The organism is Salinicola lusitanus (genome assembly GCF_038648475.1).
Taxonomy (GTDB): Bacteria; Pseudomonadota; Gammaproteobacteria; order Pseudomonadales; family Halomonadaceae; genus Salinicola; species Salinicola lusitanus.
In genome coordinates, this window is the sequence record NZ_CP151919.1 from 3,480,428 (window position 1) to 3,497,123 (window position 16,696).

At 64.3% G+C, this 16,696-nt stretch carries 13 protein-coding genes; 7 read left to right on the top strand and 6 right to left on the bottom strand.

Features of this window, described 5'->3' with window-relative positions:
* Positions 1-207: 207 nt before the first annotated feature.
* From AAGT95_RS15595 to AAGT95_RS15605, 3 genes are all read left to right on the top strand, one after another.
* Positions 208-813 carry a Yip1 family protein gene (locus tag AAGT95_RS15595; protein WP_110600011.1) on the top strand — a complete coding sequence of 202 codons (606 nt, stop codon included), beginning with the start codon at positions 208-210 and terminating at the stop codon, positions 811-813.
* 141 nt (positions 814-954) lie between these two features.
* Positions 955-1,374: a hypothetical protein gene (locus tag AAGT95_RS15600; RefSeq protein WP_110600009.1), complete on the top strand. Its 420-nt coding sequence runs from the start codon at positions 955-957 to the stop codon at positions 1,372-1,374.
* Positions 1,375-1,461: 87 nt separating this feature from the next.
* Complete coding sequence (locus tag AAGT95_RS15605) at positions 1,462-2,529, top strand: zinc-binding metallopeptidase family protein (protein WP_110600006.1); 1,068 nt, start codon at positions 1,462-1,464, stop codon at positions 2,527-2,529.
* A 130-nt stretch (positions 2,530-2,659) separates the two neighbouring features.
* Here the strand turns inward: AAGT95_RS15605 and AAGT95_RS15610 are convergent, their stop codons facing one another.
* Together AAGT95_RS15610 and AAGT95_RS15615 are read right to left on the bottom strand one after the other, a co-directional pair.
* Positions 2,660-3,658 carry an alpha-E domain-containing protein gene (locus tag AAGT95_RS15610; protein WP_110600004.1) on the bottom strand — a complete coding sequence of 333 codons (999 nt, stop codon included), beginning with the start codon at positions 3,656-3,658 and terminating at the stop codon, positions 2,660-2,662.
* Positions 3,659-3,662: 4 nt separating this feature from the next.
* Entirely contained in the window at positions 3,663-5,117 is a 1,455-nt protein-coding gene (locus tag AAGT95_RS15615) for a circularly permuted type 2 ATP-grasp protein (RefSeq protein ID WP_342594412.1), read from the bottom strand.
* Between the two features lie 219 nt (positions 5,118-5,336).
* Here AAGT95_RS15615 and AAGT95_RS15620 point away from each other — a divergent pair, with 219 nt between their 5' ends.
* From AAGT95_RS15620 to AAGT95_RS15630, 3 genes are all read left to right on the top strand, one after another.
* The gene (locus AAGT95_RS15620) at positions 5,337-8,711 is read left to right on the top strand and encodes a transglutaminase family protein (RefSeq protein WP_342594413.1); all 3,375 of its coding nucleotides are present in this window, start codon (positions 5,337-5,339) and stop codon (positions 8,709-8,711) included.
* A 176-nt stretch (positions 8,712-8,887) separates the two neighbouring features.
* A complete protein-coding gene (locus AAGT95_RS15625) occupies positions 8,888-11,416 on the top strand; it encodes a circularly permuted type 2 ATP-grasp protein (RefSeq protein WP_342594414.1) in 2,529 nt (842 codons plus the stop codon).
* 28 nt (positions 11,417-11,444) lie between these two features.
* Complete coding sequence (locus AAGT95_RS15630; RefSeq protein ID WP_110599996.1) at positions 11,445-12,347, top strand: transglutaminase family protein; 903 nt, start codon at positions 11,445-11,447, stop codon at positions 12,345-12,347.
* A gap of 2 nt (positions 12,348-12,349) precedes the next feature.
* On the opposite strand, the gene AAGT95_RS15635 is transcribed toward AAGT95_RS15630, so the two are convergent.
* Positions 12,350-13,543 carry a benzoate/H(+) symporter BenE family transporter gene (locus AAGT95_RS15635; protein WP_342594415.1) on the bottom strand — a complete coding sequence of 398 codons (1,194 nt, stop codon included), beginning with the start codon at positions 13,541-13,543 and terminating at the stop codon, positions 12,350-12,352.
* Between the two features lie 157 nt (positions 13,544-13,700).
* Between AAGT95_RS15635 and AAGT95_RS15640 the strand changes: the two genes are divergently transcribed.
* On the top strand, positions 13,701-14,252 hold the full coding sequence (locus AAGT95_RS15640) for a helix-turn-helix domain-containing protein (RefSeq protein ID WP_110600470.1): 552 nt from the start codon (positions 13,701-13,703) through the stop codon (positions 14,250-14,252).
* A gap of 1 nt (position 14,253) precedes the next feature.
* Here AAGT95_RS15640 and AAGT95_RS15645 read toward each other — a convergent pair whose 3' ends face one another.
* Genes AAGT95_RS15645 through AAGT95_RS15655 form a run of 3 tightly spaced genes read right to left on the bottom strand, consistent with a single transcriptional unit; the run spans position 14,254 to position 16,558 of the window.
* A complete protein-coding gene (locus AAGT95_RS15645) occupies positions 14,254-15,186 on the bottom strand; it encodes an N-acetylmuramoyl-L-alanine amidase (RefSeq protein WP_110599992.1) in 933 nt (310 codons plus the stop codon).
* The gene (locus AAGT95_RS15650) at positions 15,183-15,929 is read right to left on the bottom strand and encodes a DUF3307 domain-containing protein (protein ID WP_110599990.1); all 747 of its coding nucleotides are present in this window, start codon (positions 15,927-15,929) and stop codon (positions 15,183-15,185) included. The genes AAGT95_RS15645 and AAGT95_RS15650 overlap by 4 nt, the downstream gene beginning before the upstream one ends.
* Positions 15,926-16,558 carry a hypothetical protein gene (locus AAGT95_RS15655; RefSeq protein WP_110599988.1) on the bottom strand — a complete coding sequence of 211 codons (633 nt, stop codon included), beginning with the start codon at positions 16,556-16,558 and terminating at the stop codon, positions 15,926-15,928. The genes AAGT95_RS15650 and AAGT95_RS15655 overlap by 4 nt, the downstream gene beginning before the upstream one ends.
* Positions 16,559-16,696: the final 138 nt, after the last annotated feature.

A 16,696-nucleotide genomic window follows, 5' to 3' on the forward strand; every position in this document is an offset into this window, starting at 1 on the left:
GGCACTCGGCAAAAACCTCCCCGCCGGAGCCGCACTCCTGTCGCACCGTCTCGCTGACCTGCATTTCGTTGAAGATTCGGCTGTTCAGCCTGACGATCTTTCCTATAGTGAGAGACAGGGTCGCATCCGGCATCGTCGGAGAGGCGAGCGGAACAGGACACCATTGAAAATCCGTCGTTGGCGGCCCGCGTCGGAAGGAGGTGTTTCATGATTCATCACGTCTGGGGGCTGCTCACGCATCCCAATCGCGAATGGCAACAGATTCGTGGCGAGAACGAGACCGTGTCGCACTTCTATGGATCCCACGTGCTGCTGATGGCCGCGATCCCGGTGGTCTGCGCCTTCATCGGCACGACCATGGTGGGTTGGCACTTCGGCACCACAGAGACCGGGATGGCGAAGACGGTGAGCGTGTCGCCATCGACGGCGGTGCTGCTGGCCATCATCTTCTACGCGCTGATCCTCGGGGCCGTGTGGCTGATGGGGAACGTCATCCACTGGCTGGCGCGTCGCTACCCCGAGCGCCCGGATCTGAACCATTGCGTCGTGTTCGCGGGCTACATGGCGACCCCCATGTTCCTGAGCGGCGTGGTGGCCCTCTATCCGCTGGTATGGCTGTGCCTGCTGGCTGGCATCGCCGGGCTCTGTTATACGGTCTACCTCGTCTACGCGGGACTGCCGTCGTTCCTGGGTATCGATCAGCACGAGGGGATGCGGGCCTCGAGCGCTGCACTCGCCATCGGCGTACTGGTACTGGAGGCATTGCTGGCCATCACCGTACTGCTGTGGGGCTACGGCGCGTCGCTGGTCTGAGCCGGCGGCCGCTACTCTTCAGGCGCCCGGCCGGAGCTCGGGCGCCACTTTCGATGGTGTTCGGTCAGTTACGATGGCTGGACGGGCAGTGGGTGATGGATTAGGTTACCTTGCGTCACCAACTGTCACTGGAATCCTTCGATGCTTTCACTGTTGCGACGTCTCGTGGTGGGCGCGGTCATGTCCGGGCTCGTCCTCTCGCTTGCCGGTTGTGGCACGCTCTTTTATCCCGAGCGCAAGGGGCAGCTCCAGGGTCGCATCGATCCTGGCGTGGCGATTGCCGACGGGTTGGGGCTGCTGCTGTTCATCATCCCTGGCGTGATCGCCTACGCGGTGGACTTTTCCAACAACACGATCTATCTGCCGGGTTCCGGCGATGCCTCGGTCGACAGCGTCCATTACGACGGCGACCTGGACGGCGCCTCGCTCGCCGCGCTGATCGAGACCCGTACCGGGCGCGATATCGAAGCCGGGGAAGCCCCGGTGGTCGAACGCGTCGAAACCCTGGATCAGGCCCTCTCCAGAATCGAATTCGATCGTCGCGACGCAATGGACTCCTGAGTCTGCCGCATTTTGCTAATCTTCTGGTCTGGTGTGTGGAATCATTCCGCCGCCAGCCTCGCTGCGCCACTGATACGGAGATTGGTCATGCGTACTTTCGAATGCCATCACTGCAACCCGCCGAGCCGGCTCTTCTTCGATAACACCCGGTGCGTCGTCTGCGACGCCGAAGTCGGCTGGTGCCCGTCGTGCCAGGCCATCGCGGCGATGATCCCGGACAGCGAAGTCGGCTACCGCTGTGCCAACCCCGGATGTGGCCAGGCCCTGGTCAAGTGCTTCAACTTCGCCAGCGAGGGCGTCTGCAACCGGATGCAGACTGCGGAGGACCATGCGACGTACGGTGGGCTGTGCGACTGCTGTCGACACAACGCGGTGATTCCCGATCTTTCGGTCGAGGGCCACCGGGCACGCTGGGCGGCATTGGAAGCTGCCAAGCGGCGGCTCTTCTACACCCTGGACCTGATCGGCCTGCCGCATCCCGCTCCCCAGGATGGATCGCCATTGCCGCTCAGTTTCGCGTTCATGGCCGATGCCATGCCGGATGCCGGCCTCTGGCGATCGACCGGCAGTGGCGAGAAGGTCTATACCGGCCATGCTCAGGGGTTGATCACGATCAATCTGAAGGAGACCGACGACGCGGAGCGGGAGCGCCTGCGCGTCGACATGAACGAGTCCCACCGGACGCTGATCGGCCACTTCCGTCACGAGATCGGCCACTACTACTGGGATCTGCTGATCAAGGGGCAGGACGAGGAGGGGAGCCGGGCCGTCTTCGGAGATCACGACTCCCCGACCTATGCCGAGGCGCTGGAGCGCTACTACGAGCAGGGCCCTGCGCCGGACTGGCAGGCATCCCATGTGTCGGCCTACGCGACCATGCACGCCTGGGAGGATTTCGCCGAGACCTTCGCCGCCTATCAGGATATCGTCGCCGTGCTCGATACGGCCGCCAGCCTTGGCATGCGCCGGGCCGAGCACGACGGTGGTATCGATGAGATGATCCTGGCCTACCAGCAGATCGGCCTGGCCTTGAACGAGCTCAATCGCGAGATGGGGCTGCTGGACATCGTGCCGCTGATCATCACGCCACCGATTCGTGACAAGCTCCACTACGTTCATCAAGTGGTGGTGCGAGGCGCGGCGGCGGCTACCTGAGAAGCGGACAGGGCCGCAACCGACAGACCCGACGAGCCGAGGCGCATCGGGTCAGGTCGTGGCCCGGGCTGGCGATTCTCTTGATGGCAGCCCCTCCGACATCATCCCCCGACGCCCATGAGGATCTCCGTCAATCGTCATCGTCGTGGTCCAGTGTCGTCTGCTCCTGGCTTTGCGACGACTTGACCGGCCGTTCGCTCACCGCGAAGTAGGCGCCGGCGATCGCTTCGTGAAGGTTGTTGAAACCAATCTGGAACTCGTCGATCAACTGGTGCAACTGATCCGGTGCGCGCGCCAGCGACTGGACGTCCGCTTCGGCGACCTCGGCGCGGACCAGGGCGGCCACCGCCAACGGGCGATCGTGGTTGGGCAGCGACTGCAGCTCCCAACTGACCTCATCGAGACTGCGCAGCACGGACCGGGGCAGAGCGCGGTTCTGCAGCAAGAAGCGCAGCACGTCCGGACCTCTCACCCGCAATCTCACATTCTGGCGGTACATCTGATAGGCCGTCAGCGACTTGAGCACGCTCATCCACTGCAGGTGTTCAAACGGGATCAGCTCCTCCGGGTTGCGGGGGAGCAGGTTGCCGGAGCGCACATCGATGATCCGCGTGGTCATGTCGGCGCGCTCGAGATGACGCCCCAACGAGAGGAAGGTGCGGGCTTCGGTATGGCTCAAGGTGCCCTCGATCAAGCCGGTCAGCGTCTGGCATGCCCGGGTCACGCTTTTCAGAAACCCATCGCGCTGGCGCGGTTTCATGCCGCTCTGCGTCTGCTCGCTGATCTCGAGGTAGCAGTGATTGATCTCCTCCCAGATCTCCCGCGGCACCACGTCGCGGGTGGTGCGCAGGTTTTCCCGGGCGTTGGCCAGCGATGACAGGATCGAGCTGTCGTGCTCGCGCGACAGGCAGAGAAAATCCACCACATTGCGCTCGTTGCGCTCATCGAACAGCGTGTCGAAGACTTCGCCGCTACCGGTGATGTCGATCAGCGTCGACCAGCTCAGCGCCGCCTTGCCGGGCATGTCGAGAAGCAGGTTGCTGTTGACGCTGATCAGTCGGGCCGTGTCCTCGGCGCGCTCGACGTAGCGCGCCAGCCAGTAAAGATTTTCGGCAACTCGTGACAGCATGTTCTTACTCCCCCTCGGTTTCGACGATCCAGGTGTCCTTGCTGCCACCACCCTGGGAAGAGTTGACGACCAGCGAGTCCTTGACCAGGGCCACCCGCGTCAGTCCGCCCATGGTGACGTGCGTTTCGGGGCCGGAGAGAATGAAGGGTCGCAGATCGACGTGGCGGGGTTCCGGAGCACCGTCGAACAGCGTTGGTGCGGTGGATAGGGCAAGGGTGGGCTGCGCCATGTAGTTGCGCGGATCGGCCTCGATCCTCCTGGCGAACTCCCGGCGCTCCTGTTCGGTTGCCCGTGGACCGATCAGCATGCCGTAGCCGCCCGATTCGTTGGCGGGCTTGACCACCAGCTCGTCGAGATGATCGAGCACGTAGCGGCGATCCTCCTCGAGCATGCAGAGATAGCTGGGGACGTTGGGGATGGTCGGTTCCTGGTCGAGATAGTACTTGATCAGTTTGGGCACGAAGGCGTAGACCACCTTGTCGTCGGCGACACCGGCGCCGGGAGCGTTGGCCAGCGCCACCTTCCCGGATCGCCAAGCCCGCATCAGTCCCGGCGTGCCGAGCAGGGAGTCCGGGTGGAAAGCCTCCGGATCCAGAAAAAGATCGTCGACGCGCCGATAGATCACGTCGACACGCTTGAGCCCATCGACGGTGTGCATGTGGACGATATCGTCATCGTCTACGATCAGGTCGGATCCCTGGACGAGCTCGACCCCCATCTGCTGAGCGAGATAGGCGTGTTCATAATAGGCCGAGTTGTAGATGCCGGGGGTCAGTACCACGATCTGTGGCTCATCGCTGGGACGCGGCGACATGCTGGCCAGCATGTCGTAGAGCTGGGCGGGATAATCGTCGACCGGCAGAATGCGGCCGGTCTCGAACAGCTCGGGCAATACCCGCTTGGTGACGTTGCGATTCTCCAGCATGTAGGAGACGCCGGAGGGTACCCGCAGGTTGTCCTCGAGGACGTAGAGGGTCCCGTCGCTGTCACGAACCAGATCGGAACCGCAGATATGGGCCCAGACGCCATGGGGCGGGTCGATGCCCATGCACTGGGGACGAAAGTTGACCGACTGGGCCAGGACCTCCCCGGGCAGCACCCCATCCTTGACGACCTGCTGGTCATGGTAGAGGTCGTCGATGAACAGGTTCAGCGCGTCGACGCGCTGCTTTAGCCCGGCCTCGACGATTCGCCACTCCTTGGCCGGGATGATGCGAGGCACGATGTCGAAGGGCCAAGCCCGGTCGATGGTGCTGCCCTCGGAGTAGACGGTAAAGGTGATACCCATGGTACGGATGGCCACTTCCGCGGCGATCTTGCGTTCGTTGAGTTCCTTGGAGGTGAAGCTGGCGAGGATGTCGCAGAGTGGCTTGGCCGCTTCCCGGGGAATGCCGTTGGTTCTTAGAAGCTCGTCGTAGAAGTGCTGGTTCGAATAATGCGTCCAATCCACATTGGCCATGGGAAGACTCCTGTCGGCGGGGTCGAGGACGCAGTTGTTGAGTGTTATCGCGTCGCCCATTGTGGCAAAACCGTGTATATAAAGAGACGGCATGCACGATCAAGCATAGTGAGAGGCCTATGTCGCTGTCACGCTAAATGCCTACCCTGTTAGCCTGAATTTGCTCAATCTTGTGTCACGAAGTCCACGACGAGACCCTCACTCGACCAAGAGATCGCCATGACCTTACGTGTTGCGTTGTCTCACCGTACCTCTTACGTGTTCGATCGCCCGGTCGGCCTCTCCGCGCATCTGATTCGACTGCGGCCGGCGCCGCACTGCCGCACGCCGATCGAGGCCTATTCACTGAACATCTCGGCCAAGCCTCACTTCCTCAACTGGCAGCAGGACCCTTTCGGCAACTTCATCGCCCGCGTGGTGTTCCCCGAGCCACTGACGCGTCTCGACGTATCGGTCGAGGTGATCGCGCCGATGACGGTGATCAACCCGTTCGACTTTTTCGTCGAGGGCTATGCCGAACGCTACCCGTTCGATTATCCGGAGGCGCTGCGCAAGGAGCTGGCGCCCTATCTGGAAGTTCGCGAGCGCGGACCGCGGCTGGCGAAGTGGTTGGCCGGGGCGCCCAAGGGTGACTTCGCCATCGCCGATTTTCTGGTGCAGCTCAACCAGCGCCTGCAGCAGGACATCCAATACCTGGTGAGAATGGAGCCAGGTGTCCAGAGCGCGGAAGAGACCCTGGAGAAAGCCCGCGGGTCCTGCCGGGACTCCGCCTGGCTGCTGGTCCAGATCGCACGTCACCTTGGCCTGGCGGCGCGCTTCGTGTCCGGTTACCTCATCCAACTGACGGCGGACGTCAAGTCGATCGATGGTCCTTCCGGCACCGAAACCGACTTCACCGATCTGCACGCGTGGACCGAGATCTTCGTGCCCGGCGCCGGCTGGATCGGGCTCGACCCGACCTCCGGACTGCTGGCAGGCGAGGGCCACATTCCGCTGGCCGCGACACCGGAACCCACCAGCGCCTCGCCCATCGTCGGCTATTCCGACGAGTGCGAGGTAACGTTCGATTTCGCCATGAGCATCGAGCGGATTCACGAGGATCCCCGCGTCACCCGGCCCTACAGCGATGAACAGTGGCGATCGATCGACCGGCTCGGAGCGCAGGTGGATCAACGGCTGGCGGCCGGCGACGTACGGCTGACCATGGGGGGCGAGCCGACGTTCGTGTCCGTCGACGACATGGAGGCCGACGAGTGGAACACCGCGGCTCAGGGGGAGACCAAGCGTAAGCTCTCCGGCCAGTTGCTCAAGCGTCTGCGTCGGGCGTTCGCGCCCGGGGGCCTACTGCACTATCGCCAGGGCAAGTGGTATCCGGGCGAGCCGTTGCCGCGCTGGGCGCTGGCCTGCTACTGGCGCGAGGACGGGGTGCCGGTATGGCGTGACGATCGTTGGCTGGCGGATGAAACCGCCGACCCCGGTTACGCCACCGCGGATGCGTTACGCTTCGGCGAGGCCCTTGCGGCGCATCTGGGGGTCGACGCTGGCCATCTGCTGCCGGGCTACGAGGATGCCATCTACTATCTGTGGCGCGAGCAGACGCTGGCGGTGGATGTGGATCCCCGCGAGCATGATCTCGACGACGACGAAGAGCGCCGCCGGCTGGCCCGGCTATTGGAAAGGGGGCTCGGCACCGTCACGGGGTATGCGCTACCGCTGCGCTATTCCCCGCGGCTGGGTGGCTGGCAGAGCGGTGAGTGGCCGCTGCGACGCGATCACCTCTACCTGATTCCGGGCGATTCACCGATGGGGCTGCGGTTGCCGCTGTCGTCACTACCCCAGTCGGCGTTCCGAGGTGTCGATCAGCCACGGTCGCTGTGGGCGCCGCCAGCGGCCATGGCCGACCCGCACGTCGGCGTGACGCGCCGTTACCACGCGGTGAGGCGTGCCGTGGCGAGGCCGGAGGCGGGAACCGACGCGCCGCTGGATAGCGCCGAAAGTCTGCCTTACAACGCGTTGAGCGGTGACCGCCACGCTGGCGGGGATAACGATGCCGCTGCGATCAACGACCAGCCCGATGTCATCGGTACCAGCCTGTGCCTGGAAACGCGCGACGGTCAGCTCTACATCTTCGTGCCGCCGGTGACAGAGGTCGAACACTACCTGGCGTTGATCGCGGCGATCGAGCACACGGCCGCTGAGCTCGAGATGCCGGTGTTCGTCGAGGGCTATCCGCCGCCCGCCGATGCGCGCCTCAAGCAATTCATGATCACCCCGGATCCTGGGGTGATCGAGGTCAATATCATGCCGGCGCCGAGCTGGGCGGCACTGGTCGCCCAGACCGAGATCCTCTACGAGGAGGCCAGGCAGACGCGTCTGGGAGCCGAGAAGTTCATGCTCGACGGCCGCCACACCGGCACCGGTGGCGGGAATCACGTCACCCTGGGCGGAGCGACGCCGGCGGATTCGCCGTTCCTGCGTCGGCCGGCGCTGCTGGGTAGCCTGATCAGCTATTGGCAGCGACATCCGGTGCTCTCCTACCTCTTTTCGGGATTGTTCGTCGGCCCGACCAGTCAGGCCCCGCGGGTAGACGAGGCACGGCACGAGTCGCTTCACGAGCTCGAGATCGCGCTGGGCCAGTTGAGTCGGGAGGAGGCCGCGCAGCCCTGGCTGGTGGATCGGCTCTTCCGCCATCTGCTGACCGACCTCACCGGCAATACCCATCGTGCCGAATTCTGCATCGACAAGCTCTACTCGCCGGACAGCGACACCGGCAGGTTGGGGCTGCTCGAGTTACGCGGGTTCGAGATGCCGCCGCACCCTCGCCTGAGCCTGATGCAGGGCCTGCTGATCCGTGCGCTGGTCGCGCGCTTCTGGGACCGCCCGGCATACGGCAACCTGGTCCGGTGGGGAACGGCGCTGCACGATCGCTGGATGTTGCCGCACTATCTCTGGCGCGACCTGGAGGAGATACTGGTCGAACTCGGCAACGATGGAATGGCCTTCGAACCGGAGTGGTTCGCCCCGTTCCTGGAATTTCGTTGCCCGATCCTCGGGCGCGTGCAGTATCAGGGCGTCGAACTGGAGTTGCGTCAGGCGATCGAGCCGTGGCACGTGCTTGGCGAGGAGGCCGCCGGTGGTGGCACCTCGCGCTACGTGGACTCCTCGGTGGAGCGGCTGCAGGTGAAGGTAGCCGGGATGAGCGGTGATCGCTACGCGGTGACCTGCAATGGCCATCGCGTGCCGTTGCGGGCCACGGAGCGCAATGGCGAGGCCGTGGCCGGGGTACGCTACCGCGCCTGGCAGCCGCCATCGGCGCTCCACCCGCTGATCCCGGTTCACGCGCCGCTGGTGTTCGACATCGTCGACACCTGGAACCGGCGCTCGATCGGCGGCTGCCGCTATCATGTCTCGCATCCGGCTGGGCGCAACTTCGAGACCTTCCCGGTCAATGCCAATGAGGCCGAGGCGCGTCGCCTGGCGCGGTTTCAGCCTCACGGCCATCGACAGGGCACCCACGACGTGCCGGACGCATCGATCAGTGACGATTACCCGTATACCCTGGATCTACGCGAGCGGACGACAGGGATTGGCTAGGTTCGGTTCCGGTGCGCCGTTCGTTGGGGCACACGTTTTTCGGTCTAGCGCTGGCAGCCCAGCGCTTTACAGTCGAGAGAGGGGGCGGCGATCTGGCCGGTCCCACGACACCGGCAGGAGCTCGGTGATGAACGGCCGCTGGGAAGGAGTCCCGGCGCACACTTAGATAAAAGACGATGGTAGTAACCGAGACGCTTCGCCCTTCCTGGCTGGAGACCTACACCTCCGGCGATGTTCACGATGCGCTGGTCGCTTCCGATGGCTCGGTGCGTCGGCGCTGGCTGCCGCTGCTCCACCAGTTGGAACGACTGGGGCGTGAGTCGCTGGTTCAGCGAGCGGAGGAAGTGCAGCACCTGTTGCACGAGAATGGCGTGACTTACAACCTGCCCAATGATGAAACGGGCAGTCGCCGGCAGTGGTGGTTGGATCCGCTGCCTCTGGTGATCTCTCCACGGGAATGGAAACGCCTCGAGCAGGGCCTGCGTCAACGCAGCCGGCTGCTGGCCGCCCTGCTCAAGGACATGTACGGCCCCCGTCGGATGCTGGCGGAGGGCATCCTGCCGGCCGATGCCCTGTATGCCAACCCCGCCTTTCTGCTGCCATGCGATCAACTTTTCAGCGACGATGACTCGGGATTGCTGTTGCACGGCGTGGACCTGACCCGGAACGCCGATGGTCAGTGGCAGGTGCTGGCCGACCGTGTCCAGTCCCCCTCGGGGATGGGGTTCGCCCTCGAAAATCGTATCGCCATGGCCCGCGCGCTGCCGGACCTCTACCGCAACGCACCGCTGAAGCGACTGGCCGGGTTTCTCGCCACGCAACACCACTCGCTGTCGTCGCTGTCACGATTCAATCTCGATCATCCCACCATTGCGCTACTGGCGCCGGGGCCTGGCCACGACAGCTATTTCGAACACGCCTATCTGGCCAACTATCTCAATCTGGCACTGGTGGAGGGCGGGGATCTGGTGGTGCGGGATTCACGGCTCTGGATGCGCACGCTGGGTGGCCTCCAGCCCGTCGACGTGCTGCTGCGCCATATCGGCGACGGCTGGGTCGATCCGCTGGAACTGCGTGGTGACTCGCTGATCGGCGTGCCGGGCCTGCTGGAGGCGATACGGGCAGGCGGCGTCGGGGTCGCCAACCCGCCGGGGGTGGGGGCGCTGGAGCACCCCCTGATCGCCGCCTACCTGCCGTCACTGTGCGAGCGCCTGCTCGGCGAGACGTTGCAGATCGGCAGCCCCGAACGCCACTGGTGCGGGCAACCGGAAGGGCTCGCCTGGGCGATGGCGGGCTTCGAGACGCTGGACTTCCAGCGCCTCGATGGAGATCGGAATCGGGTCTCTCCCGCCGAACTCAGCGAAGAGGCGGCCGGACGGCTGCGCCAGTCGATCGTCGCTCAGCCGGACCGGTACGTGGCCCAGCAGCCGCTGGTCGCCGCCACCGCGCCGTTTTTCAGTCGCGACTGCGGCCGCCTGACGCCTTCGACATTCAATGTTCGCTGCTTCAGCCAGGCGGTCTTCGACGCGGACCACCGCTTCACCGACTACGAGGTGATGCCCGGAGGCGTGGCCTGGCAGGGCTCGCCGGAAACCGCCATGCGATCCAGCCAGTGCGTCAAGGACGTCTGGGTCACCGCCTACGAGCCGCAGCCTCATGTCAGCCGGTTGCGACGTTCGCGACAGCCTCTGGTGGTGACGCGTGACGGTGCCGACCTTCCCAGTCGCGTTGCCGATAGCCTGTTCTGGGTGGGGCGTTATGGCGAGCGTCTCGATGTCCGTTCCCGGCTGCTGCGCGAGGCGCTCTACCGCCTGTTCGAGCAGGACCAGGAAGGGCTCGCGGATGAAACGCTGGCCGATATCCTGCACCTGATGGAGCCGGAGGCACTCTCGCCCGACGAGATGACGGAGGAGCGCTTCTCCGCGTATCGCGAGCGTCTGCTGGCGCTGTTCCAGCAGGATCGGGACGGCAGCCTGCCGACGCTCGTCTCGCGCATGGCCAACAACTGCCGCGCGGTACGCGATCATCTCGGCGACGATGCCTGGCGGGTCTTCAATCAACTGCGGCAGGAGTCGGGCCGCCTACCCCTGGCAGGCATCGACCAGGGGCGTCGATCGGTGGAGACGGTGATCACCCAACTCGCCGCCTTCTTCGGGCTGTGCAACGAGACCATGCCTCACCATTTCGGCTGGCGTTTCATGGATATCGGGCGTTTCCTCGAGCGCTCTCTGGCGACCTTGACCCTGTTGCGGCTGGCGTTGATCGATTCGGCTCATGCCGGCGAGTCGCTGTGGGACGTGGTCCTGGCCACGACCGATAATGCGACAGCCTACCGGCGACGGTATCGGAGCGAGCTTCATCCCGCGGCCATTCTCGACCTGCTGCTGTTCGACGAGGCCAATCCGCGCTCGGTGGGCTACATGTTCAAGCGGCTGGAGCGCCAGATCGGACGCCTGCCGCAGCCCAGCAATACTCCTTACCGAAGTGAAGAGGCCCGCCTGCTGATCCAGGCGCGGTCGGCGCTGCACCTGGCCGATCTGGAACGGCTCTCGAGACTGGATGACGACGACGATGCCAGGCAGGCCCTGGCGGTACTGCTGGATGCGCTGGCCGAGCCGCTCGGCAGCCTTTCGCTCGCCATCGAGCACAGCCATTTCAGCCACGTCGAAACGCCCCGTCAGCTGGTCCCCATGCAGGCGCCATAGGTCGTCTCTACCGTCACAGGATTTCGTCATGCGTTACCGTGTCCGCCACTCGACCCGTTACGATTACGCCGCGCCGGTATCGCTGTGTCACAACGAGGCACGCGTGGTGCCTCGAGCGCTCTCCTGGCAGCGGGTCGATGACACCGCGCTCGATATCGTGCCGCGGCCCGCGGTCAGCCACCAGCGGGTCGACTTCTTCGGCAATCGGGTGAACTTCTTCAGCGTCCAGGAGATTCATATGGCGCTGTCGGTCACGGCCACCACCTGCCTGGAGACACTGGGGCGGCCGCTGCCGCCGGCAGAGGTCGACGGTGACTGGCAATCCGCGGCGCGTCATGCCAGCCGTACGCCGGAACTGCGGCAATTCCAGCTCGATTCTCCATTCGTGTCCCGGGAGACGGCGCTGCGCGCATTCGCCGCGCCCAGCTTTCCAGCGGGGCGGTCGCTGAGAGACGGTGTCGACGATCTCAATCGCAGGATTTTCGAGAGTTTCACCTACGATCCCGAATTCTCGTCTCTGGCGACTCCGGTATTGACGGTGCTGGAAGCGCGACGTGGCGTCTGCCAGGACTTCGCCCACCTGATGATCGGATGCCTGCGCTCTCTGGGACTGTCGGCACGCTACGTCAGCGGTTACCTCGAGACGCTGCCGCCGCCCGGACAACCGCGCCTGGTCGGCGCCGATGCCTCGCATGCCTGGGTGGCGGTGCACATCCCGAACTGGGGGTGGCTAGAGTACGATCCCACCAACGGCAGTGTGCCGGGCGAGCGCCACCTCGTGCTGGGGTGGGGACGGGACTACGGGGATGTGCCACCGCTCAAAGGGGTCATGAACGGTGGCGGTGCCCACGAACTCGAGGTGGCGGTGGATGTCGAGCCGATCGAAGGCCCCGGGGATGACTTTCGGCAAGGGGCCTTGAGCGGTATCTGAGATCAGTTCGGATGCCGCGAGGAGGCGGTGATCAGCACCAGCATGCCGGCCACGAGCCCCCAGAACGCTGCACCCACGCCGAACAGCGTGACGCCGGAACCGGTGACCAGGAAGGTCACCAGGGCGGCCTCACGCTGGTGGGCCTCCAGTAGCGCGCGATGAAGACTGCTGCCGATGGTCGGTAGAAGCGCGAGTCCGGCTATCGCCAGTACAAGCCCCTGGGGCAAGGCGTCGAAGAGCGTCCCGATCGAGCCGCCGAAGAGACCTGCCAGCAGGTAGAATCCGCCTGCCCATATGGCCGCGGGATAACGTTTGTCGGCCTCCGGGTGGACGTCGGGTCCCATGCAGATGGCCGCCGTGATGGCCGCCAGGCAGATGCTGAACGCGCCGAACGGCGCCAGTAGAAGCGTTGTCAGCCCGGTCCAGATCATCAATGGCGATACCGGGGTATCGTAGCCGGCTGCCCGCAGCGTTGCCACGCCGGGGGCGTTCTGAGAGGCCATCGTCACCACGAAGAGTGGAATGCCCACGCCGATCAGGCTGGACAGCGAGAAGGTCGGCCAGATGGGTTGCGGTAGCGTCAGGATCAGGTGGGTCTCCGCCGCGTCGATCTTGCCCAGCAGGGCGGCGACGCCGAGCGCCACCGCCAGCACCAGCAGGATGGCGTACCGTCGCAGCCAGCGCCGGGCGACGAGATAGGTCAGAAACATCGACAGCACCAGGATGAAGTCGGTCTCCATCGATGCAAAGGCGTCGAGACCGAAGCGCAGTAGCACACCCGCCAGCATGGCGGCGGCGATGGACTGGGGGATGATCTGCATCAGTCTGGCAAACCAGCCGGTGACGCCGCACACGACGACCAGTGCGGCGCTGAACAGGAAGATGCCGATGGCCTCGCTCAGTGGCAGGCCCGGCAGGCTGGTGGCCAGCAGGGCCGCGCCCGGCGTCGACCAGGCCGTCAGAATCGGTTGTCGAAAGTGCAGGGAGAGGCCGATCGAGGTGAGGCCCATGGCGAGACCGAGCGCGCTCAGCCAGCCACCGATCTGCGCCGGCGACGCGCCTGCCGCCGCCGCTGCCTGGAAGATGATCACCGCGGAGCTGGTGTAGCCGACCAGCACGGCGACGAACCCCGCCGTGATGTGCGAGGCGGTGAATGGAGGCGGAGTGGGTCGGCGCTCGGCCGGAAGACGTGCCATGTCGATGCTCGAAATCGATATTGAGTGTGCGTTATAACGCACATTGCGGATTTCGACAATCTCCGCTGTCGCGCACGATACTGGCGGAGTGTCGCAACGAAATCGGTCCGGAGCGGGTCTGTACCTGGCGCCGGGAGTGTCAGCATTGGGAGGGATGATGAGTCCAGATCTTGCGGCTATCGGGCAGCGCCTGAAACGGTTCCGCGCTGAGCGCGGCCTGAGCCTCGATCGGGTCGCCGGGCTTTGCGGTGTCAGCAAGGCGATGCTGGGCCAGATCGAGCGGGGCGAGTCGACCCCGACCGTCGCGACGCTGTGGAAGATCGCCAGCGGCCTGCAGGCGCCACTGTCGCGTTTCCTGGTCGGTGAGAGCGGTGTGGTGCATCGACCGACGTCACCTCCCAGGCACCGTGATGCCTCCGGCATGATCGTCACGCCGCTGTTCGCGTTCGATCCGGTGCTGGGGTTCGAGATGTTCGCGATCGAGCTGCCTCAGGGCTGTCTGAGCGAGTCATCGCCGCATGCGCCGGGGGTGATCGAGCACGTGGTCATGCTGGAAGGCGAGATGGAGCTTTTCGTCGAGGGGGCATGGCAAACGCTGGTAGCAGGGGAAGTGCTGCGCTTCGCGGCCGACCAGCCGCATGGCTATCGCAACCGGGGGCCGGCGCCAGCGAAGGTTCACGATCTGATTCACTATCCTTTCAGCGCGTGATTCACTGTATTCCAGCGCTGCCGACAGTCTCTTGCCTCGGCTCGAGACAGCCCCTCGGCACGGCCAGATCGGGTCCCACCAGCGTCTGTGGCCGATAGCGAGCCAGCAGCGCCCAGAGAAGGGCGGCGGTCTCGTCGTCCGGCTGGCCGGCGTAGTTGGCGGGTCGAAAATGCATCTGGAACGCTCTGGTGACGTCACGGGTCTGCTCATCGAGGATGCCCGTCGTCGCCAGTCGATAGCCGTAGGCGCTCAGCGCGTGTTGGTATTGCGCCATGGTTGGCGAGCAGTGCGCGAAACGACGTCGATAGGTATCGGTATCTTCAGCGTCGGGCCAGGCTCCCACGCCGGCTTCGTGAAGCCTTTTCCACGGAAAGCGCGGCCCCGGGTCGATCTTGCGCGAGGGCGCGATGTCCGAATGGCCCAGAATCGAGGTCGGAGGAAGGTCATAACGCTGGATGATATCTCTCGCCAACGCGATGACGGCCTCGATCTGCGGATCCGGATAGGGCTGCCACTGTCTACCCGAAGCCGTTTCGCGGGGCCCACGGTTCACGATCTCGACACCGATGGAGGTGTCGTTGAGCTGAGTGCGGTCCTCCCAGGCGCTGAGACCGGCGTGCCAGGCCCGGTCCTTTTCGTCGACCAGCTGCCACACTCGGGGGGCGTCGCCTTCGGCCTTCGGCTGCCGAGCCACCAGGTAGTGCGAGCTGACATGGGGGCCAAGCAGCGTGCGAAGGGCTCGGGGCGCTTCGGAATCGGTATAGTGCAGGACCAGGTAGCGGACGCGGTGATTGTAGGCCTGCGACTGGTAGGTGTGGTCCGCCACGTAACCCGGCCGGGTCTCCATGATCGATGAACCGGCGCAGCCGGCCAACGCCGCCACCGCTAGCAGGGCGACGAGTTGGTGCAGTGACCGCGTGAAAGGGGGCTTCATAGCACACTCAGCAGATAACGTGTCAGTAGGCCTAGCGTGAGGGTGATCGAGAAGCTCAACATCGTGCCCAGCAGCACGTATTCGGTGAGTTTTCGGTCGCGATCTTCGTAGAGGTCGCCGAAACGCAGCACCGACTTGGCGGTCAGGAGAAAGCCGATCGCGGCCATCTGGTTGCTCAGTACGAATGTCAGGATGAGAAAACGCTCCAGCATGCCGATTCGGGCGCCCGCGTCGGCCAGGGTACCGCGGGTGTCGACGCCTTGGCTCCAGCGACGCATGATCAGCGCGATCAGGACCGAAGCCGGGCGCAGGACCAGCAGATATGCCAGGGCGGTCAGCAGCGTTCGGGGTTGCCATAACAGGCTCAGATCGATGGCGAGGGGCAGGGCGCTGCCATCGATCAGCCACCACCAGACGGCGATCAGAACCAGGAGGTGGAGAAGTTGGTCGACGACGAAAAAACTGACGCGCTGGGCCGGCATGTAGCTTTTCAGCGTGTCGATCATCCAGTGAGTCAAACCCACGACGCCCGTGCCGATCAAGGCTTCACGCAAGGGAATGCCAAACGCGATCAGGATGGCCAGGCACAGCAGCATGTGGATGCCGACATGCCAGTAGAGCGAGCGCGCGCGGAAATGGTATTGCTGCTTCTGGCGCGCCCAGGCGTCACTCTGCAGGATGAAATCGGCGACGGTGTGCGACAGCAGCAGCGCCAAGAGCAGCGACAGGCCGGTTTCGCTCATTTCATGGCCTCCAGGCGTTCTCGGGTGAACTCGAGAAAGGCGTGAATCAGCGACCAGCGCGCCGCGCTCAGGCGGCGATTGATGGTCGGTTGCGAGCGCTCCAAGCGTTTGGCCAGTTCACTTTGGGAGTGATCGGAGGTAAGGCTCAGGCGAACCACTTCCGCGGCGTTGTGGCTCCAGTGGCTGATGATGTCATCGGCGAACTGAATCAGCAGATTCAGATCCGGTTGGGGAGACGGGAGGAACAGGCCCAGGCGTTGATGGCCTTGGCCCAACGCGTCCAGACCTTGACCGGAGCGCACGAAGGCCTCCCCATCCGCATTGATGAAGTCTTCCGGCGCGGGCACTTCACCCTCGCCGATCCCGATGGCGATTCGTGCGTCCCAGCTCTGGCGTCGAGAGGGAGAGTGCTCGAGCAGGCTGGCACGCATGAGGACAGCCGCGACGATAGTGTCCTCGATCCCCGGAACGGCCAGCTGGAAGGCGTCGCCACGGAACCGCGTGCCCACGGCACCCAGCGTCTGGCCGAGACGCTGGATGCCGGTATCGATCGTGCCGCGCAACTTGCGTTTGTCGGCAATATCGCGGGAGGCAACGATGTCTCCACTGAGCACGCCGATCAATGTCATGAGACTCCTTATCGATATCCAGGTGAAACAGCTGGATTATAGATTAAAAAAGCTATTTTTGCGATTATGCATAAAAAAAGCTATTAAGGCAGGACGCTGAAGATATCGATAAGATGAAGGTAAACGACTACTGGATAT